Origin of the sequence: Cellulomonas sp., assembly GCF_015234515.1 — a bacterium.
Lineage (GTDB): Bacteria > Actinomycetota > Actinomycetes > Actinomycetales > Cellulomonadaceae > Cellulomonas.
The window spans coordinates 1-22,320 of sequence record NZ_JADGMY010000002.1 but is presented as its reverse complement, the minus strand read 5'-3'; the positions used below and the strand labels follow the sequence as shown (position 1 = coordinate 22,320).

Annotated in this window: 21 protein-coding genes and 1 pseudogene; 14 read left to right on the top strand and 8 right to left on the bottom strand. The window is 73.0% G+C overall.

The genetic code is table 11. The annotated features are described in order from the left end of the window. The first annotated feature begins 131 nt into the window (after positions 1 to 131). Complete coding sequence (locus IR158_RS00425; RefSeq protein WP_089798812.1) at positions 132 to 431, top strand: DUF4193 domain-containing protein; 300 nt, start codon at positions 132 to 134, stop codon at positions 429 to 431. Positions 432 to 456: 25 nt separating this feature from the next. Here IR158_RS00425 and IR158_RS00420 read toward each other — a convergent pair whose 3' ends face one another. After that, a complete protein-coding gene (locus IR158_RS00420; RefSeq protein WP_291808013.1) occupies positions 457 to 1,008 on the bottom strand; it encodes a DUF3093 domain-containing protein in 552 nt (183 codons plus the stop codon). Between the two features lie 108 nt (positions 1,009 to 1,116). On the opposite strand from IR158_RS00420, the gene dut reads away from it, so the two are divergent. From dut to IR158_RS00400, 4 genes are all read left to right on the top strand, one after another. Next, positions 1,117 to 1,620 carry a dUTP diphosphatase gene (gene dut, locus IR158_RS00415; RefSeq protein WP_291808010.1) on the top strand — a complete coding sequence of 168 codons (504 nt, stop codon included), beginning with the start codon at positions 1,117 to 1,119 and terminating at the stop codon, positions 1,618 to 1,620. A gap of 115 nt (positions 1,621 to 1,735) precedes the next feature. Next, positions 1,736 to 2,470 carry a DUF3710 domain-containing protein gene (locus IR158_RS00410; RefSeq protein ID WP_291808007.1) on the top strand — a complete coding sequence of 245 codons (735 nt, stop codon included), beginning with the start codon at positions 1,736 to 1,738 and terminating at the stop codon, positions 2,468 to 2,470. Next, complete coding sequence (locus IR158_RS00405) at positions 2,467 to 2,835, top strand: OB-fold nucleic acid binding domain-containing protein (RefSeq protein ID WP_291808004.1); 369 nt, start codon at positions 2,467 to 2,469, stop codon at positions 2,833 to 2,835. Before IR158_RS00410 ends, IR158_RS00405 begins: the two co-directional genes overlap by 4 nt. A gap of 4 nt (positions 2,836 to 2,839) precedes the next feature. Further along, positions 2,840 to 3,616: a DUF3159 domain-containing protein gene (locus tag IR158_RS00400; protein WP_291808003.1), complete on the top strand. Its 777-nt coding sequence runs from the start codon at positions 2,840 to 2,842 to the stop codon at positions 3,614 to 3,616. On the opposite strand, the gene IR158_RS00395 is transcribed toward IR158_RS00400, so the two are convergent. Together IR158_RS00395 and IR158_RS00390 are read right to left on the bottom strand one after the other, a co-directional pair. Further along, positions 3,549 to 4,223 (bottom strand): TrkA family potassium uptake protein, encoded by a 675-nt coding sequence (locus tag IR158_RS00395; protein ID WP_227578562.1) that lies wholly within the window; start codon positions 4,221 to 4,223, stop codon positions 3,549 to 3,551. The two genes, IR158_RS00400 and IR158_RS00395, sit on opposite strands and share 68 nt — an antisense overlap. Next, entirely contained in the window at positions 4,220 to 4,870 is a 651-nt protein-coding gene (locus IR158_RS00390; RefSeq protein WP_291808145.1) for a TrkA family potassium uptake protein, read from the bottom strand. Before IR158_RS00390 ends, IR158_RS00395 begins: the two co-directional genes overlap by 4 nt. Positions 4,871 to 4,997: 127 nt before the next feature. Here IR158_RS00390 and IR158_RS00385 point away from each other — a divergent pair, with 127 nt between their 5' ends. The 4 genes from IR158_RS00385 (at position 4,998) to IR158_RS00370 (ending at position 11,674) form a co-directional block, all read left to right on the top strand. Next, positions 4,998 to 7,001 carry an APC family permease gene (locus tag IR158_RS00385; protein ID WP_291807994.1) on the top strand — a complete coding sequence of 668 codons (2,004 nt, stop codon included), beginning with the start codon at positions 4,998 to 5,000 and terminating at the stop codon, positions 6,999 to 7,001. After that, positions 6,991 to 8,253: a class I SAM-dependent RNA methyltransferase gene (locus IR158_RS00380; RefSeq protein ID WP_291807991.1), complete on the top strand. Its 1,263-nt coding sequence runs from the start codon at positions 6,991 to 6,993 to the stop codon at positions 8,251 to 8,253. Before IR158_RS00385 ends, IR158_RS00380 begins: the two co-directional genes overlap by 11 nt. A 118-nt stretch (positions 8,254 to 8,371) precedes the next feature. Beyond that, complete coding sequence (locus tag IR158_RS00375) at positions 8,372 to 8,548, top strand: translation initiation factor 2 (RefSeq protein WP_291807989.1); 177 nt, start codon at positions 8,372 to 8,374, stop codon at positions 8,546 to 8,548. Positions 8,549 to 8,860: 312 nt separating this feature from the next. Continuing rightward, positions 8,861 to 11,674: an aconitate hydratase gene (locus tag IR158_RS00370; RefSeq protein ID WP_291807987.1), complete on the top strand. Its 2,814-nt coding sequence runs from the start codon at positions 8,861 to 8,863 to the stop codon at positions 11,672 to 11,674. 83 nt (positions 11,675 to 11,757) lie between these two features. Here IR158_RS00370 and IR158_RS00365 read toward each other — a convergent pair whose 3' ends face one another. Together IR158_RS00365 and IR158_RS00360 are read right to left on the bottom strand one after the other, a co-directional pair. Then, positions 11,758 to 12,654, bottom strand: a complete 897-nt coding sequence (locus IR158_RS00365; RefSeq protein WP_291807984.1) for an aminoglycoside phosphotransferase family protein — start codon at positions 12,652 to 12,654, stop codon at positions 11,758 to 11,760. Between the two features lie 14 nt (positions 12,655 to 12,668). Next, positions 12,669 to 13,085, bottom strand: a pseudogene (locus IR158_RS00360) (substrate-binding domain-containing protein); the annotation flags it as partial. A gap of 172 nt (positions 13,086 to 13,257) precedes the next feature. Between IR158_RS00360 and IR158_RS00355 the strand changes: the two are divergent. Beyond that, complete coding sequence (locus IR158_RS00355; RefSeq protein WP_366928390.1) at positions 13,258 to 13,401, top strand: hypothetical protein; 144 nt, start codon at positions 13,258 to 13,260, stop codon at positions 13,399 to 13,401. 9 nt (positions 13,402 to 13,410) lie between these two features. Here IR158_RS00355 and IR158_RS00350 read toward each other — a convergent pair whose 3' ends face one another. From IR158_RS00350 to IR158_RS00340, 3 genes are read right to left on the bottom strand one after another with little or no spacing between them, the layout of a single operon-like run. Then, positions 13,411 to 14,091, bottom strand: coding sequence for a CoA pyrophosphatase (locus tag IR158_RS00350; RefSeq protein WP_291807982.1), 681 nt, complete (start codon positions 14,089 to 14,091; stop codon positions 13,411 to 13,413). Then, the gene (locus IR158_RS00345) at positions 14,088 to 14,792 is read right to left on the bottom strand and encodes a type 1 glutamine amidotransferase (RefSeq protein ID WP_291807980.1); all 705 of its coding nucleotides are present in this window, start codon (positions 14,790 to 14,792) and stop codon (positions 14,088 to 14,090) included. The genes IR158_RS00350 and IR158_RS00345 overlap by 4 nt, the downstream gene beginning before the upstream one ends. Positions 14,793 to 14,797: 5 nt before the next feature. Further along, positions 14,798 to 16,252, bottom strand: coding sequence for a GuaB1 family IMP dehydrogenase-related protein (locus IR158_RS00340; RefSeq protein ID WP_291807978.1), 1,455 nt, complete (start codon positions 16,250 to 16,252; stop codon positions 14,798 to 14,800). 87 nt (positions 16,253 to 16,339) lie between these two features. On the opposite strand from IR158_RS00340, the gene IR158_RS00335 reads away from it, so the two are divergent. From IR158_RS00335 to pflA, 4 genes are all read left to right on the top strand, one after another. Beyond that, on the top strand, positions 16,340 to 16,948 hold the full coding sequence (locus IR158_RS00335) for a DUF4126 domain-containing protein (RefSeq protein WP_291807976.1): 609 nt from the start codon (positions 16,340 to 16,342) through the stop codon (positions 16,946 to 16,948). Positions 16,949 to 17,010: 62 nt separating this feature from the next. Then, a complete protein-coding gene (gene dxs / locus IR158_RS00330) occupies positions 17,011 to 18,888 on the top strand; it encodes a 1-deoxy-D-xylulose-5-phosphate synthase (protein WP_291807974.1) in 1,878 nt (625 codons plus the stop codon). A 124-nt stretch (positions 18,889 to 19,012) separates the two neighbouring features. Continuing rightward, positions 19,013 to 21,283: a formate C-acetyltransferase gene (gene pflB, locus IR158_RS00325; protein ID WP_291807973.1), complete on the top strand. Its 2,271-nt coding sequence runs from the start codon at positions 19,013 to 19,015 to the stop codon at positions 21,281 to 21,283. A gap of 77 nt (positions 21,284 to 21,360) precedes the next feature. Further along, the gene (gene pflA / locus IR158_RS00320; protein WP_291807971.1) at positions 21,361 to 22,245 is read left to right on the top strand and encodes a pyruvate formate-lyase-activating protein; all 885 of its coding nucleotides are present in this window, start codon (positions 21,361 to 21,363) and stop codon (positions 22,243 to 22,245) included. Positions 22,246 to 22,320 lie beyond the last annotated feature (75 nt).

The following is a 22,320-nucleotide window of genomic DNA, read 5'->3' as shown; positions in this document are numbered from 1 at the left end:
ACGCGTCCGTGTTCGCATCCGCGCCCGCGGTGATGCAGAATCCGTCCGCGCGGGGGAACAAATCGCTGGTGCAGCGAATTGATCTCGCGTACCACGACACTGCTGCAGAAGACGGAGTGTGACGCTCACACATGGCAACCGACTACGACGCCCCGCGCAAGACCGAGGAGGACCTGAGCGAGGACTCGCTCCAGGAGCTCCAGGCTCGGCGCTCCGACAAGAACTCGGGCGTGGTGGACGAGGACGAGACGGAGGCTGCCGAGGGCTTCGAGCTCCCCGGCGCCGACCTCTCCGGCGAGGAGCTCTCCGTCCGCGTCCTTCCCCGCCAGGCTGACGAGTTCACGTGCTCGAAGTGCTTCCTGGTGCACCACCGCAGCCAGCTCGCCTACGAGCGCGACGGCATGCCCGTGTGCTCGGAGTGCGCGGCCTGACCGCCTCGACCACCTGACCGGCCGGTCACCCCTCGGGGTGGCCGGCCGTCGCCGTCGGTGGGGTCGGCAGGCGCGTCCCGCCGAGCGCCGCGACCAGGTCGTCCGGCCGCCGCGTCGAGACGATCCAGTAGGGCGTCGGGTCCTGCGGGTCGCGGACCTCGACGCGCACGGCGGTCCCGATCCACGAGCGCAGGCACGCGAAGGCGCGGGCGTCGAGCGCCGGCCCGAGCTCGGTGCGCAGCGCCGCCCGGTCCAGCACCCGGGGCGCCGCCAGGAGCCGCACGGGGATGTGCGCGGTGCCGGCCCGCAAGGTGCCGCGCTCGACCTCCACGCGAGGGGTGGTCAGGACGGCCCCCGCCAGGCCCCCCAGCAGCGCGAGGACGCCCACGACGAGGGAGAGCAGGGTGTCGACGGGGACGAACGCGGCGCCCAGGACGGCGGCGAAGGCGACGACCGCCGCCCAGCCCAGCGGTCCGGGCCACAGGCGCTCGCTGAACCCCGGCCGACCCGCCGGTGCTGCCGACGTGGTCGGCGACGGTCCGTCGTGGGGCGTGGCGGGCTCGGGTGACGTGGTCATGCCCCCAGGATCTCATCGCCCGGGACGTCGCCGCAGCGTCCGTCCGGGCGGCCGACGTGGGCCCGCCCCGGTGCCCGTGCGCCGCCGGGCGCGGTAGGGTCGGCCCCCGTGACAGCGACCAGCCATGCAGGCCCCGACGACGCCGACGAGGGTGTGCAGGTGCTGCTGCGCCGGCTCGACCCCGAGCTGCCGGCCCCGGCCTACGCGCATCCCGGTGACGCGGGCGCCGACCTGGTCGCGCGCGAGGACGTCACCCTGGCTCCCGGAGCGCGGGCGACCGTCCCCACGGGCGTGTCGATCGCGCTGCCGCGCGGGTACGCGGCCTTCGTCCACCCCCGGTCCGGTCTGGCGTCCCGGCACGGTCTCACCGTCGTCAACGCACCGGGCACGGTCGACGCGGGCTACCGCGGCGAGATCGCCGTCACGCTGCTCAACACGGACGGCGAGCACGCGATCACGCTGCGTCGCGGTGACCGCATCGCGCAGCTCGTGGTGCAGCGTGTCGAGCACGCCCGGTTCGTCGAGGTCGACGCGCTCCCGGACTCCGTCCGGGGTGCCGGGGGGTTCGGGTCCAGCGGTGGGTGGGCGGCGGCGGGGGCGTCCACGGCGTGACCGCCGCACGGCCGTCGGCCGGGCGCGGAACTACTGTCGTCACGACCGACGTTGAGGATCGTGAGGACGTCGTTGCAGGGCGAGGGCGCGTGAGCGCCGGTCGGAGGAAATGAACGTGGGTCTGTTCCGTCGTGGCCCCAAGGAGCGCGGCCCGGCCGACGCGCCGGCCGACGTCCCGCAGGACGAGCTGGAGGTCGTCGAGCCCGGGGAGGACCTCGAGCAGGGCGAGGACCTCGGATCCGGTGTGCGCGGCCCGTGGGACGCCGAGGGGACCTTCCCGGCGATGCCTCGCGTCGACCTCGGTGCCATCCAGCTGCCCTCGCTCGAGGGCATGGAGGTGCGCCTGGAGGTCGACAAGGCGACGAACGTCGTCTCGGCCGTCGCCGTCCTGCTCGACGGCTCGTCGCTCCAGCTGCAGGCGTTCGCCGCCCCTCGCAGCGAGGGCATCTGGGACGAGATCCGTGACGAGATCGCGGCGTCGATCACGCAGCAGGGCGGCACGGTCGACGACCTGCCCGGACCGTTCGGTCGCGAGCTGCTCGCGCGCCTGCCCGTCCGCACGCCCGAGGGTCGTACGGGTCACCGTCCCGCGCGGTTCATCGGCTGCGACGGTCCCCGGTGGTTCCTGCGCGGCGTCCTCACGGGGCGCGCCGCCGTGGAGCCCGATGCGGCCGACGCGCTGGAGAACCTGTTCAGCCAGGTCGTCGTGGTGCGGGGGAGCGACGCCCGGCCCCCGCGCGACCTCCTGCCGCTGCAGCTGCCCGGGGGAGCGGCGCCGCCGCCTCCGCCGCCCGCCGACCCCCGGCTCGCACCTCCCGAGCGCGGTCCGGAGATCACGGAGATCGGATGACCGTCGCCGACCGCGTGCGCAAGGCGCTCGCCTCGCAGGCCGAGATCGAGGCCGACGAGGAGCGCGCCGACGCCCTGGGGGTCCCGGGCTGCTGCCCGGTCGCCGCGCTGCCGCACCGCGAGCGCGCGAGTGTCTCGGGCGTCCTGCGGTCGGTGACGTTGCGTCCCCGCGACGGCGTCCCGGCCATCGAGGCCGAGCTCTACGACGGGTCGGGCGCGCTCGACCTGGTCTGGCTCGGGCGTCGACGCATCGCGGGGATCGAGCCGGGTCGACGGCTGAAGGTCGACGGCATGGTGTGCCAGGTCGCAGGACGTCGGACCGTCTTCAACCCGCGCTACGAGCTGCGCGCACGACCAGGAGAGTGAAGCGATGAGCGGCACGACGGGCGAGCGGAACGGCGCACCGGGAGACGACGAGCCGGTCGTCCTGGACGCGGTCGACGACGTGGTCCCCCCCGAGGAGGGCGGCGCCCGCGGGCTGCGTGCGCTGACCGCCGACGAGTTCTCGGCCGCCGACGCGGTGGGTGGGGTGCGCGGCGTCGTCGAGGCGGTCGCGCCCGGGCTGCTGTTCGTCGTGGTGTACATCGCCACGGGGCAGCAGCTGCGTCCCGCGCTGATCGCCGCGTCGGTGGCGGCTGCCGCGGCCGTCGTCGCCCGGCTCGTGCAGCGCACACCCGTCACCCAGGCGTTCTCCGGTGTGCTCGGGGTCGGCATCGGCGTGGTGTGGGCCTGGCGGACCGGCGACGCCAGCGACTACTTCGCGTACGGGCTGCTCGTCAACGTGACCTACCTGGTGGGGACGCTCGCCTCGGTCCTCGCCGGGTGGCCGCTGGTCGGCCTGGTCATGGGGTTGTTCAGCGCGCGCGGACCGCTCGGCGGGGGGCCGTGGTCGGCGGCCGTCGAGTGGCGGCGCGACCCCGTGCTGCGCCGGCGGTACTCCCTGGCCACATGGCCCTGGGTCGCGATGTTCGGGCTGCGGCTGCTGGTGCAGCTGCCGCTGTTCCTCTCGGACGAGGTCGTGTGGCTCGGTACCGCGAAGCTCGCGATGGGCCTGCCGCTCACGGCGGTCGCGCTGTGGATCAGCTGGATGCTGGTCCGCGGGTCAGCAGGCGCTCGAGAGCCTGCTCGTCCACGTCACGACCCGTGACGAAGAGCAGCTCGTCGCGCCCCTCGAGGGTGTCGTCCGGGCTGGGGGTGAGCGGGCGTGCGTCCCGCACGATGCACGCCAGCACCGTGTCGGTGGGCCACTCGACCTCACCGATGCGGACGCCCGCGAGCGGGGAGCCCTGAGGCAGCGTCAGCTCGAGGATGTTCGCCTTCGACTGGTGGAACGTGAAGATGCGCACGAGGTCGCCGACGGCGACGGCCTCCTCCACCATCGCGGTCATGATCCGCGGCGTCGAGACGGCGACGTCGACACCCCACGCCCCGTCGAACATCCACTCGTTCTTCGGGTTGTTCACGCGGGCGACCGTGCGCGGCACCCCGAACTCCGTCTTGGCCAGGAGCGAGATCACGAGGTTCGCCTTGTCGTCGCCGGTGGCGGCGACCATGACGTCGCACTCGTCCGCGCGCACCTCACGCAGCGTGGGCAGCTCGCACGCGTCGGCCAGCAGCCAGTCCGCGTCGGCCACCTGCGCGACGCGCATCGCCGACGGCTGGCGGTCGACCAGCGTGACCTCGTGGTCGTGCGCCAGCAGCTCACGCGCGATGGACCGGCCGACGGAGCCCGCCCCGGCGATGACGACCCTCATGCGCCCACCACCGGCGGCGCGGTGAGGACGCGTTCGACGGCCGGCGCGTCGTCGACGCGCAGCAGCATGTGCACGACGTCGTTCTCCTGCAGGACCGAGCCGACGGCGGGCAGCAGGCCGTCCCCGTAGCGCGTGACGTACGCCACGCGTGCTCCGGTGGCGTCCTCGAGTGCTCGCAGCGGCCGACCCACCCAGCCGGGGTGGACGTCCACCTGCGCGAGCTGGATCTTGCCGGACGCGTCACGGTGCTCGTCCGTCATGCCCATCGGCAGCATGCGGCGCAGCACCTGGTCCGCCGTCCACCGCACGGTCGCCACGGTCGGGATGCCGAGCCGCTGGTAGATCTCGGCGCGGTGCGGGTCGTAGATGCGGGCCACGACGTTCTCGATACCGAACGTCTCGCGCACGACGCGCGCCGCGAGGATGTTCGAGTTGTCGCCGTCGGAGACCGCGGCGAACGCGTAGGTGTCGTCGATGCCGGCGGTGCGCAGGGTGTCGCGGTCGAACCCCAGGCCGGTGACCTTGTTGCCGGAGAAGGCGACGTCGAGGCGGCGGAAGGCGTCCGGGTTCTGGTCGATCACCGCGACCGAGTGCCCGCGGGACTCCAAGGACTGCGCGAGGGTCGCCCCGACCCGTCCGCATCCCATGATGACGAAGTGCACAGCCGGTCACGCTATACCCCGCTCGCGCCGACGCGCAGCGCACGGGCCCGCCAGACGGCTGCTGGCCGGGTCACCTGTGCCGGGGCGCCCGGCAGGCATACGATCGCTGATCGTGTCCGATCTCGCAGACGCCGCCAAGCGGCTCGTGCTCGGCCGACCGGTCCGTAGCGACCGGCTCGGCCACACCCTGCTCCCCAAGCGCGTCGCCCTTCCCGTGTTCGCGTCCGACGCGCTGTCGTCGGTCGCGTACGCCCCGGACGAGATCCTCCTCACGTTGTCGCTGGCGGGGTTGTCGGCACTGACGATCTCGCCGTGGGTCGGCGTCGTGGTGGCGCTCGTGCTGCTGACGGTGGTGGCGTCGTACCGGCAGAACGTGCACGCGTACCCGTCGGGCGGGGGCGACTACGAGGTCGCGTCGGTCAACCTGGGCCCCCGGGCCGGCGTGACCGTCGCGAGCGCCCTGCTGGTCGACTACACCCTGACGGTCGCGGTCTCGATCTCGGCAGGTGCGCAGTACGCCGCGACCGCCGTGCCCGCGCTACGAGGGCACGAGACGGCGTTCGCGATCGGTCTCGTCGTGTGCCTTGCCCTCGCGAACCTGCGGGGCGTCAAGGAGTCCGGCAGCGCGTTCGCCATCCCCGTCTACCTGTTCATGGCGGCGATGGGATCCCTGGCGGTGGTGGGAGCGCTGCGCTACTTCACCGGAGGGCTGCCGCCGGCCGAGAGCGCGTCGCTCGACGTGGCGGCCGAGGCGGGCTTCGACCAGGGGCTCATGGGCCTGGCAGGTGGGTTCCTGGTCCTGCGGGCGTTCGCGTCCGGGTGCGCCGCCCTGACCGGGGTGGAGGCGATCAGCAACGGGGTCCCCGCGTTCCGCAAGCCGAAGTCCCGCAACGCGGCGACGACGCTCGCGCTGCTGGGCGGGATCTCCATCTCGATGATCATGGCGATCCTGCTGCTCGCCCAGGCGACCGGCGTGAGGTTCGCGCAGGACCCTGCGACGCAGCTGCTCCGCGACGGGGTGCCGGTGGGGGAGGACTACGAGCAGCACCCTGTGATCAGCCAGCTCGCGGCCTCGGTCTTCTCGGGCGTCGACGTGCTGTTCGTCGCGGTGTCGGTGGTGACGGGCCTCATCCTGGTGCTGGCGGCCAACACGGCCTTCAACGGCTTCCCGGTGCTCGGCTCGATCCTGGCGCGCGACGGCTACCTGCCCCGTCAGCTCCACACGCGCGGGGACCGGCTGGCGTTCTCCAACGGGATCATCACGCTGGCAGCCGCTGCCATCGCGCTCATCTGGGTCTTCGACGCACAGGTCACGCGCCTGATCCAGCTCTACATCGTGGGGGTGTTCGTCTCCTTCACGCTGTCGCAGCTCGGCATGGTGCGGCACTGGACCCGCAAGCTGCGCACCGAACCCGATCCGGGCGTCCGGACCAGGATGCGGCGCTCGCGGGTCATCAACGCGATCGGCCTCGGTATGACGGGCACGGTGCTCGTCATCGTCCTGCTCACCAAGTTCACGCACGGCGCGTGGCTGGCGATCCTCGCGATGGGCGTGGTCTTCGCCGCGATGCAGGCCGTGCACCGGCACTACACGCGCGTGCGGGCCGAGCTCGCCCTGGACGAGGACCTGCAGGCCGCCCGCGCGCTGCCCAGCCGGGTGCACGCCGTGGTCCTCGTCTCGCACCTGCACCGCCCGACGATGCGCGCGCTGGCGTACGCACGTGCGTCGCGGCCCAGCGTCATCGAGGCCGTGACCGTCGGTGTCGACGCCGACGAGGTGGCCGCGCTGCAGGCGCAGTGGGAGGCCGCGGACCTGCCGGTGCCCCTGAAGGTCCTCGACTCGCCGTTCCGGGAGATCACCCGGCCCGTGCTGACGTACGTGCGCTCGATCCGCCGCGAGAGCCCGCGCGACCTCGTGGTCGTCTACATCCCCGAGTACGTCGTGGGGCACTGGTGGGAGCAGCTGCTGCACAACCAGAGCGCGCTGCGTCTCAAGAGCCGGCTGCTGTTCACGCCGGGGGTCGTCGTGGCGTCGGTGCCGTGGCAGCTCGCGTCGACCGCCGGACAGACGGGGCTCGAGGACACCGTCCGGGGTACCGTGCCGCGTGGCTACTGAAACCCTGCGTACCGGTACGACCGTCGAGCTCGAGATCGGGCCGGTCGCTCACGGCGGGCACTGCGTGGCCCGTCACGAGGGGCGTGTCGTGTTCGTCCGGCACACGTTGCCGGGGGAGCGGGTGCGTGCGCGGCTGACCGACGCGGGGCCCGAGGCGAAGTTCTGGCGCGCCGACGCGATCGAGGTGCTCGACGCGTCACCGGACCGCGTGCCGTCGCCGTGGCCCGCGGCCGGACCCGGTGGTGCGGGCGGCGGAGAGCTCGCGTACGTCGCGCTGCCCGCGCAGCGGGCCTGGAAGGAGACCGTGCTCGCGGAGCAGCTGAGCCGCCTGGCGCGGCTCGACCTCGCGCCGAGTGTCGAGGCGGCGCCCGGCGACGACGAGCGCGGGGGCCTGGCGTACCGGACGCGCATCGACCTGCACGTCGACGCCGAGGGGCGCGCCGGCATGCGCGCGCACCGCTCGCACGACGTGGTGCCGCTGACGGACATGCCGCTCGCGACCGAGGACGTCGCGGCGCTCGGGCTGTTCGACCGCCGGTGGCCCGCGGGCTCGCGGATCGAGGCCGTGGCGCCCGCGGACGGCTCGCCGGCGATGGTGCTGCTCGACGGCGCGCCGTTCGACCTGCACTCCAACCGGCGCGACCTGCGGCCCAACGCGCGCGCGGCCGTGCGCGAGCACGTCCGGGTCAGGGGGGTCGACTACACGTACCGCGTGGCCGCGGCGGGGTTCTGGCAGGTGCACCGGTCGGCGCCGGGGCTGCTGGCCGCGCGCGTGCTGGACGCCGTCGGTGACGTCGCCGGCGCGACCGTGCTCGACCTGTACTCGGGTGCCGGTCTGTTCTCGTCGCCGCTGGCGGACGCCGTCGGTCCGGACGGTCGGCTCGTGGCCGTCGAGGGTGACGAGCGTGCCGTCCGCGACGCGCGCCGCAACGCGCACGACCGGCCCCAGGTCGAGCTGCACGCCGGCGACGTCGCGGACGTGCTGACCGGCCGGCGCGGCGCCGTCGCGCCGGCCGCCGCGGCGGACGTCGTCGTGCTGGACCCGCCGCGGACCGGCGCCGGTCGGCGCGTGGTGGAGGCCGTGGCAGCGCTGCGCCCGCGGCGGATCGTGTACGTGGCGTGCGACCCCGCGGCACTGGCGCGTGACATCGCCCTGTTCGGTGAGCGGGGCTGGTCGGACGTGACCGTCACGGGCCACGACCTGTTCCCGATGACGCACCACCTCGAGGCCGTCGCCGTCCTGGACCGCTGACACGCGCCCACGTCCGAGGGGCGGCGCGTCCGCCCCGGGCCTAGCGTGGAGCCGAGCCCGCGGGACGGGCTCCGACGGGACGACGGGACCCGCCGAGGACCGACGACAGGAGTGCACGATGACCGCGTCGCAGGACCCCGCAGCGCGGCTCGCGGAAGCCAGCCGGATCGCGACCCAGGAGCTCCACAAGCAGGGCACGCCGGAGTACGACCGACGCTCGCACGAGCGTGCGATCGAGGCGGAGCGCAAGGCAGCCGAGGCGCTGCGCGCGAGCCAGGAGGCCGACGCGGGCTGACGGCCTGCTCGCGGGCGGGGGCGGTCGCCGACGGCCCCCGCCCGTCCGCGCGGCGTGGCGCTGCGTGCGCGCACGGGGCGGGACGCGGTACCATCTATCTCGACATCAAGATATTCGTCCAGAGGTACGCCCGGACGCCATGTCGCCGTCGTCGCACCGCACGCAGCGAGCGCCTCCGGGTGCTCCGCCGGTACGACCGGCGCAGCCGTCCGCGGCACGGCCGTACCGCCCGGTCCTAGGCTGGGTCGTACGCCACCCCCAGGACACGCCGGGCCTCGTAACGCCCGGGCACCCGCCAGCGAAGGAGCACCCGTGAGCAGCGTCGACAGCTTCGGATCGAAGGGAACCCTGGAGGTCGGTGACGCCTCGTACGAGATCTACCGGCTCGCCGCCGTCCCGGGCGCGGAGCGCCTGCCCTACAGCCTGAAGATCCTCGCCGAGAACCTGCTGCGCACCGAGGACGGCGCGAACATCACCGCGGACCACGTGCGTGCCCTCGCCGCCTGGGACCCCCAGGCGCAGCCCGACACCGAGATCCAGTTCACGCCCGCACGCGTCATCATGCAGGACTTCACCGGCGTGCCCTGCGTGGTCGACCTCGCGACGATGCGCGAGGCCGTGGCGGACCTGGGCGGCGACCCCGCGCGCATCAACCCGCTCGCACCTGCCGAGCTCGTGATCGACCACTCGGTGCAGATCGACGTCGCGGGCCGCCGCGACGCGTTCGCGCGCAACGTCGAGCTCGAGTACGAGCGCAACTTCGAGCGCTACCAGTTCCTGCGCTGGGGCCAGACCGCGTTCGACGACTTCAAGGTCGTCCCGCCGGGCACCGGCATCGTGCACCAGGTCAACATCGAGTACCTCGCGCGCGTCGTCATGGTGCGCGACGGCAAGGCGTACCCCGACACGTGCGTCGGCACCGACTCGCACACCACGATGGTCAACGGCCTGGGCGTCCTGGGCTGGGGGGTCGGCGGCATCGAGGCCGAGGCGGCCATGCTGGGCCAGCCGGTGTCGATGCTCATCCCGCGCGTCGTGGGCTTCAAGCTCACCGGCACGATCCCGTCCGGCGTCACCGCCACCGACGTCGTCCTGACGATCACGCAGCAGCTGCGCCAGCACGGCGTCGTGGGCAAGTTCGTCGAGTTCTACGGTGACGGCGTCGCCTCCGTGCCGCTCGCGAACCGCGCCACCATCGGCAACATGAGCCCCGAGTTCGGCTCCACGGCCGCGATCTTCCCGGTCGACCGCGTGACGATGGACTACCTGCGCCTGACGGCCCGGTCGGAGGAGCAGCTCGCGCTCGTCGAGGCGTACGCCAAGGAGCAGGGCCTGTGGCACGACCCCCAGGCGCCCGGCTACGTCGAGCCGGTGTTCTCCGAGTACCTCGAGCTCGACCTGTCGAGCGTCGTGCCCTCGATCGCCGGTCCGAAGCGCCCGCAGGACCGCATCGAGCTGACGGCGGCGAAGCAGTCGTTCGCGACGTCGATCCTCGACTACGTGGACCCGCACGAGGCCGCGCCGTTCACGGGGCTCGACGAGTCGGTCGCGGAGACGTTCCCCGCGTCCGACCCCATCGCTGCGGGTGAGCACGAGGACGGCTCGGACAAGCCCACGCACGTCGAGGGTGGTGACGCCACGCGCCGCCCCCACAAGCGGGTGCCGGTGAGCCTGGCCGACGGCACGACGACCGAGCTCGACCACGGGCACGTCGTCATCGCGTCGATCACGAGCTGCACCAACACGTCGAACCCGTCGGTCATGCTCGCCGCCGCGCTGCTGGCCAAGAACGCGGTCGAGAAGGGCCTGACGGCCAAGCCGTGGGTCAAGACGTCGATGGCGCCGGGCTCGCAGGTCGTCACGAACTACTACGAGAAGGCCGGCCTGTGGCCGTCCCTCGAGAAGCTCGGCTTCCACCTCGTCGGCTACGGCTGCGCGACCTGCATCGGCAACTCCGGCCCGCTCGCCGAGGAGATCTCGGCGACCGTCAACGAGCACGACCTGTCGGTCGTCTCCGTGCTGTCGGGCAACCGCAACTTCGAGGGCCGCATCAACCCCGACGTGAAGATGAACTACCTCGCGTCGCCGCCGCTGGTCATCGCGTACGCGCTGGCCGGGACGATGGACTTCGACTTCGAGAACGAGCCGCTGGGGACCACCGAGGCCGGTGAGCAGGTGTTCCTGCGCGACATCTGGCCCACGCCCGAGCAGGTCCAGGCGACGATCGACACGTCGATCGACCGCCAGATGTTCACGGACGACTACGCGGACGTCTTCGCCGGCGACGACCGGTGGAGGGCGCTGCCGACGCCCGAGGGCAACGTCTTCGCCTGGGACGCCGACTCGACCTACGTGCGCAAGCCCCCGTACTTCGAGGGCATGGGGGCCACGCCGGAGCCCGTCACGGACATCTCGGGTGCGCGCGTGCTGGCCAAGCTGGGCGACTCGGTGACCACCGACCACATCAGCCCCGCCGGGTCCATCAAGGCCGACAGCCCCGCGGGCCTCTACCTCGCGGAGCACGGTGTCGAGCGTCGCGACTTCAACTCCTACGGCTCGCGCCGCGGCAACCACGAGGTCATGATCCGCGGCACGTTCGCGAACATCCGCCTGCGCAACCAGCTCGTGCCGGGGGTCGAGGGCGGCTTCACCGTCAACCACCTGACGGGCGAGCAGTCGAGCATCTACGACGCGTCGGTCGCGTACCAGGAGGCCGGTGTGCCGCTGGTCGTGCTCGGTGGCAAGGAGTACGGCTCGGGCTCGTCGCGGGACTGGGCCGCCAAGGGCACGCGCCTGCTCGGGGTGCGCGCCGTCATCACCGAGAGCTTCGAGCGCATCCACCGCTCGAACCTCATCGGGATGGGCGTGCTGCCGCTGCAGTTCCCCGAGGGCGAGACGGCCGACTCGCTGGGCCTGGACGGCACCGAGACGTTCGACGTCGCCGGCGTGACCGCGCTCAACGACGGCACGACGCCGCGCACCGTCAAGGTCACCGCCACCAAGGGCGACCGGTCGGTCGTCGAGTTCGACGCGGTCGTGCGCATCGACACCCCCGGCGAGGCGGACTACTACCGCAACGGCGGCATCCTGCAGTACGTGCTGCGCCAGGTGGCCGGCGTCGCCTGACGACCCACCGCACGACGTGAGGGGCGCCCTGCCTGGCGGGGCGCCCCTCACGCGTCGGTGCGTGGGCGTCCTCGTGTCGGGCCTCAGTCGTGGGCGAGCTGCGCGGCGCAGTGCCGGCCGACCGCCGCCATGAGCGGGTACTCGTCGGGGTGGGCGAGCAGCACCGGCACGTAGGACGCGGCCCAGGCGCGTGCGCGTACCCACGTCGCGTCGTCCCAGGCGTGGACCGCCTGCGTGCGCTCGACGAACGCCGCCCGTCCGGCGGGGTCGAACGTCATCCACGCGGTCGCGAGGTCGCTGGCAGGGTCGCCCGCGCACAGGTCCCCGAAGTCCAGCAGCCCCGCCAGGTGACCGTCGCGGCTCACGAGGTTCCCGGGGTGCGGGTCACCGTGGACCCACACGGCGGCCCCGTGCCAGCGCTGCGCGGCGAGGCCCGCGTCGAGCGCCTCCCGCAGGGCGTCGGCGTGCGGCACGTCCGGTGTCAGGCGTCCGACCATCACCGGGTACCGGTCGGCCAGGGGGACGCCGCGGACCGGGTTGGTGGGGGCGTCGGGCGGCGCGGGGTGGTGCATCGCGGCCAGCGCGTCGGCGAGCTCCGTCGCCCAGCCGGTGCGCCCGGCGACCGGCGTCGCGGCCACCGGTGCGCCGTGCAGCCACGGCACGACGCTCCACGTCCACGGGTAGCCGAGCCCCGGGCGGCCGTCGCGGACGGGGCGGGGGACGGGGACCGGCAGGCGGTCCGCGAGGACCGGCAGCCACCGTTGCTCGCGCTCGACGAGCGTCGACGACATCTCCCGCACGGGGAACCGCAGCGCGAGGTCCTCGCCCAGGCGCCACGTGAGGTTGTCCCAGCCGAACGTGCGCCCGTGCAGCGGGAGGTGCGCGAGGTCGGGGTGCTGCTCGGCCAGCAGCGCGTGGGCGAGGTGCGCGTCGACGTCGACCTCGATCTTCGGATGGCGAGGCAGCGGGGGCGTCGTCACGGGGCGACGCTACGTCATGGCCGCGCGGTCCGGGCCGCGGGCGGGGCGGTGGACTCCCGCCAGACGATGGTGGTGAGCGGGGGCAGGCCGTCGGGCGCGGGCTCCTGGTTCAGCGCGGCGACGAGCTGCCGCATCGCGCGCCGTCCGGCCTCGGCGCGGTCGGTGTCGACGGTGGTGAGGGACGGTGTCAGGTAGGGCCCGACGTCGGCGTTGTCCCACCCGGTGACGCTGACGTCCCCCGGGACGGACCAACCGCGCTCGGCGGCACCGCGCATCACCCCGACGGCGACGAGGTCGTTGCTCGCGATGACGGCGAGGGGTGGTGCGTCCTGGGGCAACGACCTGATCGCGTCGAGGCCCGCGCGGCCGGACCAGTCGCCCTCGACGACGCCGAGCTCCCGGCGGCGTGCATCTCGTCGTCGAACGTCTCGGACACCGTGACGGGGACGCCGGCCGGTGCGTCCTGCTCGACGGTGGGCAGGAGCGGGGTGAAGGACACGACCCCCTCGAACTGACCTGACCTCGCGAGCTCGAGGACGCGCTCGCTGCGGGTCTCGATGCGCGAACGGCGAGCAGGAGACCGCCGGCCACCTGACGGGCGAGGTGGGCTACCCGTACTTCGGCGAGCTGGTCCTCGACTGCCTGAACCGGACCGAGAACGCCATGACGCAGCAGCACGCGTTCAAGGCCGCCGAGCTGTCGGTCAAGGCGCAGGTCCACGCCGTCGACCTCACCGGGCGCGGCTGAGGCGCTGCATCAGGGGACGACGGTGCGCGAGTGGTCCCACGGGACCGACCAGCCCGCCGCGTCGAGCACACCCGACAGGACGAGGGCCGTGAAGCCCCACACCACGACGCCGCCGTCCAGCGTGAACGCGGGCGTCCGCACCCGGCCACGGCCGGCGGGGTGCACGACGACGCCGCGGCGGGCGGGGTCGACGAGGTCGGCCACGGGGGCCCGGAAGACGTCCACCGCCTCGCGGTGGTCCACCGCGACGACGCGGGACGGCACGGACCACCAGGCGAGGACCGGCGTGACGAGGTTGTCGCTCACCGGCACCGGGACGTCGGCGAGCGTGCCGAGCACGTCGACGCCGTACGGGTCGAGCCCGGTCTCCTCGACCGCCTCGCGCAGCGCCGCGCCGACCGGTCCGTCGTCCTCGGGGTCGATGCCGCCACCGGGGAACGCCACCTGCCCCGGGTGGTGGGCCAGGGTCGCGGCCCGTCGGTGCAGCAGCACGTCGAGCTCGGCCGGCACCGGGAGCGTGTCACCGTGCGCCGGCACCGCGTCGAGCACACCGAAGAGCACGAGCACCGCCGAGCGCCGCGCAGGCGGGGTGCCGTCACCGGGCCGGAGGGGGACGCCCGGCCAGGTGACGCCCTCGCGTGCGACGCGGACCAGGTCGGCGCGCGCGTCCTCGACGGCCGGGGGTGTCACCCGCGCGCCCTGACCTGCTCGGCGAACGCACCGAAGGCCCGCGCTGACGCGGGCAGCAGGCCGGGCAGGTGGCGCGCCCCGTCGTCGCGGATCGCCGCGATCTCGTCGTCGTCCATCCCGGCGACCATGTCGGGCGTCGTGAGCCAGAGGTCGAGCATCGCCGCGTCGAGCTCCGGGTGGAACTGGAGGCCGACCGCGCTCCCGGCCCGGAACGCCTGGACGGGTGTGGCGTCGCTGGACGCGAGCAGGGTCGCACCCTCGGGCAGGTCGACCTCGTCGCTGTGCCAGTGCAGGACCGTCGGCTCGGAGCCCCTAGTGCCGAGGCCACCGAGCACGGGGTCGTCGGCGACGACGCTCACGGGCGCGAAACCCACCTCGTGGGCGGTGCGCCGGTGCAGCCGCGCGCCGAGCGACAGCGCGAGGAGCTGGTGACCGAGGCACACGCCGAGGACCGGCACGTCCGCGTCGACGGCGGCCGCGAGCAGGGCGCGTTCCGCCGCGAGGCCCGGGTGCCCGGCGACGTCGTCGGCGTCCATGGGCCCACCCATGACGACGACGCCCGACAGGTCGTTCAACGCCGGCAGCCGCGGCTCGGCGACGTCCAGGACGGTCCGCACCCCGTACGGCACGTCCCCCAGGGCGCGGGCGATCGCGCCCGGACCCTCGTGCGGGGCGTGCGTCAGGACGAGGACCGGGCGCACGCGGCTCACCAGCCGTCGGGCAGCGGACGGCCCTCGTCGTACCCCGCGGCGGACTGGATCCCCACGACGGCCCGCTCGTGCAGCTGCTCGAGGTCGGTCGCACCCACGTACGTCGCGGCCGAGCGGACGCCGGCGGTGATCTGGTCCAGCAGGTCCTCGACGCCGGGGCGGCGCGGGTCCAGGTACATCCGGGAGTGCGAGATGCCCTCCTCGTACAGGCCCTTGCGCGCACGCTCGAACGCCGACCCGCCCTGCGTCCGCGCCGCCACGGCACGCGCCGACGCCATCCCGAAGCTCTCCTTGTACAGGCGCCCCTGGCTGTCGGTCCGCATGTCGCCCGGCGACTCGTGCGTGCCGGCGAACCACGAGCCCACCATGACCTGTGACGCGCCGGCGGCCAGTGCGAGCGCGACGTCGCGCGGGTGCCGCACGCCGCCGTCGGCCCACACGTGCCTGCCCAGGCGGCGGGCCTCGGCCGCGCACTCGAGCACCGCCGAGAACTGCGGGCGTCCCACGGCGGTCATCATGCGGGTCGTGCACATCGCGCCCGGCCCGACGCCGACCTTCACGATGTCCGCGCCCGCCTCGACGAGATCCCGGACACCCTCCGCGGTGACCACGTTGCCCGCCACCACGGGCACCTGCGGGTCGAGCGACCGCACGGCCGCCAGCGCGTCGAGCATCTTGCGCTGGTGACCGTGCGCGGTGTCGACGACGAGGACGTCGACGCCCGAGTCGAGCAGGTGCGCCGCCTTGGCCCGCACGTCACCGTTGATCCCGACGGCCGCGGCGATCCGCAGCCGTCCCTGCGCGTCGAGCGCCGGGGTGTAGATCGACGACCGCAGCGCGCCCACGCGCGTCAGCACGCCCACGAGCCGGCCCTGGGAGACCACGGGGGAGAAGCGCCGACGTGACCGGTGGAGCTGCTCGAACGCGTCCTCGAGACCGTGCGTGCCGCCCTGCTCGATCACCGCGAGGTCCACCGTCGTCGGGTCGGGCGTCATCACCTGGTCCACCTGCGTGAACAGGTCGACCCCCTGGCAGTCCGCCTCGGCGACGACCCCGACGGGACGGCCGTCGTCCACGACGACCGCAGCACCGTGAGCGCGCTTGGCGATGAGCGTCAGCGCGGTGTGGACCGTGTCGTCGCGTGCCACGACCGTCGCGGTCTCGACCACGGGGTGCCGCTGCTTGACCGTCGAGACGACCTTGCGGACCACCGCCTCGGGGGTGTCCTGCGGGAGGACGGCCAGGCCGCCGCGGCGCGCCACGGTCTCGGCCATGCGACGGCCGGCGACGGCCGTCATGTTGGCGACGACCACGGGGATGGTCGTGCCCGTGCCGTCAGCCGTGGCCAAATCGACGTCGAAGCGGGAGACGACCTCGGAGCGGGACGGGACGAGGAACACGTCGCCGTACGTGAGGTCGGAGGTGGCCACGTGGCCGGTGAGGAAGCGCATAGGGGTCCCCTTTCCGCGTCATCCTAACGAGCGGGCCTCGCCGGGCCACCCAGCGGTGCACCGCCCGGCACCGGTAGTGTCGCGCGCATGCTCGTGGCGCTCACCGGTATCGGCCTGTCGGCCGCGGCGGGCCTCAACGCGTACATCCCGTTCCTGGTCGTCGCGCTGCTCGCCCGGTTCACCGACCTGGTGACGCTGCCGTCGGGTCTCGCCTGGATGGAGAGCTGGTGGGCCATCGGCGTCGGCGCAGTCCTGCTGCTGGCCGACGTCGTGCTCGACAAGGTGCCCGCGGTCGACACCGTCAACGACGCGGTGCAGACGTTCATCCGGCCGGCGACCGGCGGGATCGTGTTCGCCGCGACGTCCGCCGCCGAGGAGCTCGAGGCGTCGTCGTGGGTCCAGGACAACCCCTGGCTGCCCATCCTCGCGGGGGTCGTGGTCGCCGGGATCGTGCACGCGGGCAAGGCGGCTGCCCGGCCGGTGGTCAACGCGGGCACGGGCGGGCTCGGCGCGCCCGTCGTGTCGACCCTCGAGGACGGCGCGGCGGTCGGGCTGAGCCTGATCGCCGTGTTCCTGCCGCTGCTCGTGCTGCTGGTGCTGGCCCTGGCCGTCTGGGGTCTGGTGGTGCTGCGGCGACGGTGGCGGGCGCGACGTCCGCCGCGGACGCGGCAGGACGGACCGCTGCCCGGGATCTAGAGTGGGACGTCCGGAACCGCCGGGACACCGCCGGACGGACCCGGCACGACAGGGAGGCCCACGTGGGGCTGCTCGACCGCATCTCGTCACCGCAGGACGTGCGTCGGCTCACGACGCTCGAGGTCCGTGAGCTCGCGGACGAGATCCGCGCCTTCCTCGTGGACCAGGTCTCGCGCACCGGGGGTCACCTCGGTCCGAACCTCGGCGTCGTCGAGCTGTCCATCGCGCTGCACCGCGTGTTCGACTCCCCGCGCGACACGATCGTGTTCGACACCGGGCACCAGGCCTACGTGCACAAGATGCTGACCGGGCGGCGGGACTTCTCGGAGCTGCGTCGGCGCGGCGGGATGTCGGGCTACCCGAGCCGGGCGGAGTCCGAGCACGACGTGGTCGAGAACTCCCACGCGTCGACGGCGCTGTCCTGGGCGGACGGCATCGCGAAGGGGCGCCAGCTGCGTGGTGAGAGCGACCGCCACACCGTCGCGGTGATCGGTGACGGCGCCCTCACCGGGGGGATGGCCTGGGAGGCCCTCAACAACATCGCCGCCGGGGTGGACCGCCGCCTGGTCATCGTCGTCAACGACAACGGCCGGTCCTACGCCCCCACGATCGGCGGCCTCGCGCAGCACCTCGACACGCTGCGCACGACGCAGGGCTACGAGTCGGTGCTCACGTGGGGCAAGACGACGCTGCGGCGCTCGGGCCCGCCCGGACGGCTGGCGTACGAGGCGCTGCACGGCCTGAAGAAGGGCATCAAGGACGTCGTCGCGCCGCAGGGCATGTTCGAGGACCTCGGCCTGAAGTACGTCGGCCCTGTCGACGGGCACGACGAGCAGGCCGTGGAGCACGCCCTGCGCCGCGCGCGGGCGTACGGCGGACCCGTGATCGTGCACGTCATCACCGAGAAGGGCCGCGGCTACACGCCGGCCGAGCAGGACGTCGCGGACCGGTTCCACGCCGTCGGCAAGATCCACCCCGAGACGGGTCTGCCGCTCGCGCCCTCGCGGTTCGGGTGGACCAGCGTGTTCGCGGACGAGATCGTCCGCATCGGCCGCCGCCGGCCGGACGTGGTGGCCATCACGGCGGCCATGCTCCAGCCGGTGGGCCTTGCGCCGTTCGCCGCCGAGTTCCCCGAGCGCGTGTTCGACGTCGGGATCGCCGAGCAGCATGCGGCGACGTCGGCCGCGGGGATGGCGTTCGCGGGGCTCCACCCCGTCGTCGCGGTCTACGCGACCTTCCTGAACCGTGCGTTCGACCAGGTCCTCATGGACGTCGCGCTGCACCGTGCCGGCGTCACGTTCGTCCTGGACAGGGCGGGCATCACGGGTGACGACGGGGCCAGCCACAACGGCATGTGGGACCTCGCGATGCTGTCGATCGTCCCGGGCCTCCACCTGGCCGCGCCGCGCGACGAGCCGACGCTCCGCGCCGCGCTGCGGCAGGCCGTCGACGTCGACGACGCCCCCACGGTCGTCCGGTACCCCAAGGGGACGATGGGGGACCCGATCCCCGCGCTGGAGGACGTCGACGGCGTCGACGTGCTCGTGCGGCACGACGGCGAGGGGAGTCGTGTCCTCGTCGTCGGGATCGGCTCGATGGTTCGCACTGCCCTCGCGGTCGGCGAGCTGGTCGCCGCGCACGGTGCGGCGGTCACGGTCGTCGACCCCCGGTGGGCGCTGCCGATCCCCGCGGCGCTCGTGAAGCTCGTCGGTGAGCACGACCACGTCGTGACGCTCGAGGACGGGCTGGTCGACGGCGGCATCGGCTCGTTGCTGGCGCAGCGTGCTCGCGAGGCGAACGTCGGCGCGACCGTGCAGTCGTTCGGCATCCCCGCGCGGTTCCTCGACCACGCGTCGCCGGCCGAGATCGTCGACGAGCTGCGGCTGGGGCCGCACGACGTGGCGGGCGACGTGCTCGCGGCGCTGCACGCCCGCGGCTGACCTGCGCGCGCGTGTGGTAGGCGTCACTGCAGCGGTGAGCCTGCGAGGACAGAGGTCCCAAGACATCCCATCATTTGGTCCGTAGCGTTTGAGACATCGACCCGGACCCCAGGGAGACATACAGATGTCCATCACCGCCGTACCCAGCGACCGCAGCGACATTGCCGTACCGGCGGCCTGGGAGGGCTTCGTCACCGGACCGTGGACCGACCACGTCGACGTCCGCGACTTCATCCAGCGCAACTACACGCCCTACGAGGGTGACGCGAGCTTCCTCGCCGGCCCCACGGCCCGCACCACGGGCATCTGGGCCACGCTCTCGGAGATGTTCCCCGAGGAGCGCGAGAAGGGCGTCTACGACGTCGACGCGACGACCCCCTCGACCATCACGTCGCACGCCCCCGGCTACATCGACGAGACCAACGAGGTCATCGTCGGCCTGCAGACCGACGCCCCGCTGAAGCGCGCGATCATGCCCAACGGTGGTTGGCGGATGGTGCAGACCTCGCTCGAGACCTACGGGTACGAGGCGCCGCAGGAGATCGTCGACATCTACACCAAGTACCGCAAGACCCACAACGACGGGGTCTTCGACGTGTACCCGCCGAACGTCCGCGCCGCGCGCTCGTCCCACATCATCACGGGACTGCCGGACGCGTACGGCCGCGGTCGCATCATCGGTGACTACCGCCGCGTCGCGCTGTACGGCGTCGACCAGCTCATCGCCGCGAAGAAGCTCGAGAAGGCGTCGCTCGACATGGAGCGCTCCGTCGAGGAGGTCATCCGCGACCGCGAGGAGCTCTCCGAGCAGATCCGCGCGCTGGGCGAGCTCAAGACGATGGCGGCGTCCTACGGCTACGACATCTCGCAGCCCGCGGCGAACGCCCGCGAGGCCGTGCAGTGGCTGTACTTCGGGTACCTGGCCGCGGTGAAGGAGCAGAACGGCGCCGCGATGTCGCTGGGCCGCACCTCGACCTTCCTCGACGTGTACCTGCAGCGTGACATCGAGGCCGGTGTCCTCGACGAGTCGGCCGCGCAGGAGATCATCGACGACTTCGTCATCAAGCTGCGCATCGTGCGGTTCCTGCGCACGCCGGAGTACGACCAGCTGTTCTCGGGCGACCCGACCTGGGTGACCGAGTCCATCGGCGGCATCGGTGAGGACGGGCGTCCGCTCGTCACTCGCACGTCGTTCCGCTTCCTGCAGACGCTGTACAACCTGGGCCCGGCACCCGAGCCGAACATGACCGTGTTCTGGAGCGAGCGCCTGCCCGAGGGCTTCAAGCGGTACTGCGCCCAGGTGTCGATCGACACGTCGGCCGTGCAGTACGAGTCCGACGAGCTCATCCGCGCCTCCTGGGGCGACGACGCGGCCATCGCGTGCTGCGTGTCCCCGATGCGGGTCGGCAAGCAGATGCAGTTCTTCGGTGCCCGCGTCAACATCGCCAAGGCGCTGCTCTACGCCATCAACGGCGGCCGTGACGAGATCACCGGCAAGCAGGTCGCCCCGGTCAGCGCGCCCGTCGAGGGCGACGTGCTCGACTACGACGACGTGCTCGCCAAGTTCGACAAGACGCTCGACTGGCTGGCCGAGACGTACGTCGACGCGCTGAACTGCGTGCACTACATGCACGACAAGTACGCGTACGAGCGCATCGAGATGGCGCTGCACGACCGCACCGTGCTGCGGACGCTGGCCTGCGGCATCGCCGGTCTGTCGGTCGTCGCGGACTCGCTGTCGGCGATGAAGTACGCCAAGGTCACGCCCCTGCGGACCGCGGACGGCCTCATCACCGAGTACGCGATCGAGGGCGACTTCCCGACGTACGGCAACGACGACGACCGGGTCGACGACATCGCGGTGTGGCTCGTGCGACGCTTCATGGAGAAGATCCGTGCGGTGCCCACCTACCGCAACGCGCTGCACACGCAGTCGGTGCTGACGATCACGTCGAACGTCGTGTACGGCAAGAACACCGGATCGACCCCCGACGGGCGCAAGCTCGGCGAGCCCTTCGCCCCGGGTGCCAACCCGATGAACGGCCGTGACACGCACGGCATGCTGGCCTCCGCGCTGTCGGTCGCCAAGCTGCCGTACTCCGAGGCGCAGGACGGCATCTCGCTCACCTCGTCGATCGTGCCCTCCGGGCTCGGCCGGACGCCGGACGAGCAGGTGACCAACCTGGTCGGTCTGCTGGACGCGTACGTGCTGTCCGCCGGGTACCACATGAACGTCAACGTGCTGAACCGCGAGACGCTCGTGGACGCCATGGAGCACCCCGAGAACTACCCCCAGCTGACGATCCGCGTCTCGGGCTACGCCGTGAACTTCGTGCGGCTGACCCGTGAGCAGCAGCTGGACGTGCTGTCCCGCACGTTCCACGGCGGGGTCTGACCCACACGCCCGGCCCGGCGGTACCCCCGCCGGGCCGGGCGTCCGCACCCTGCACCACCGACACGGGCGAGGCGACGATGACCAGCACCACCGAGCAGACCGGGGCACCGGTCGTGCCGCTCGGTCTGCCGCTCGTCGGCGGGTCGCACACGCGCACGCAGGGTCACGGGACCGCAGGGCTCGAGACGACGGACGCCGAGCGCAGCGAGCGCCTCGCGGCCGTCCGTGAGGGGCGCCTGGGCTCCGTCCACTCCTGGGAGCTCGTCACCGCGGTGGACGGTCCGGGCACGCGCCTGACGGTCTTCCTGTCCGGGTGCCCGCTGCGGTGCCTGTACTGCCACAACCCCGACACGATGGAGATGCGCCGGGGGACCGACGTCGCCGCCGACGAGCTCCTCACCCGCATCGCCCGCTACCGCGGTGTCTTCAAGGCGACGGGCGGCGGCATCACGATCTCGGGCGGTGAGCCGCTCATGCAGCCGGCGTTCGTCCGGCGCCTGGTGCGCGGCGCGGCCGCCATGGACGTGCCCGTCGCGCTCGACACGTCCGGGTACCTCGGCGCCCAGGCCACCGACGAGATGCTCGACGACGTCGACCTGGTCCTGCTCGATGTGAAGTCCGGCCTCCCCGAGACGTACAAGCGGACCACGGGGCGCGAGCTGCAGCCCACCCTCGACTTCGGCCGGCGTCTGGCCGCGCGCGGCAACCGCATGTGGATCCGGTTCGTGCTGGTTCCCGGCCTGACGGACGCCCCGGAGAACGTCACCGCCGTCGCCGACTACGTCGCCTCTCTCGGTGAGGCCGTCGAGCGCGTCGAGGTGCTGCCGTTCCACCAGATGGGCCGCGACAAGTGGGCCGACCTGGGCATGCGCTACGAGCTCGAGGACACCGAGCCCCCGTCGCACGAGACCACCGAGTCCGTCCGCGACGTCTTCCGCGCCCGCGGCCTGACGACCTTCTGACGGACCCCGCCCCCCGGGCGTGAGAGTGCGATCCGGTCACCCCCGCCGGGCGTGAGAGTGCGATCCGGTCACCCC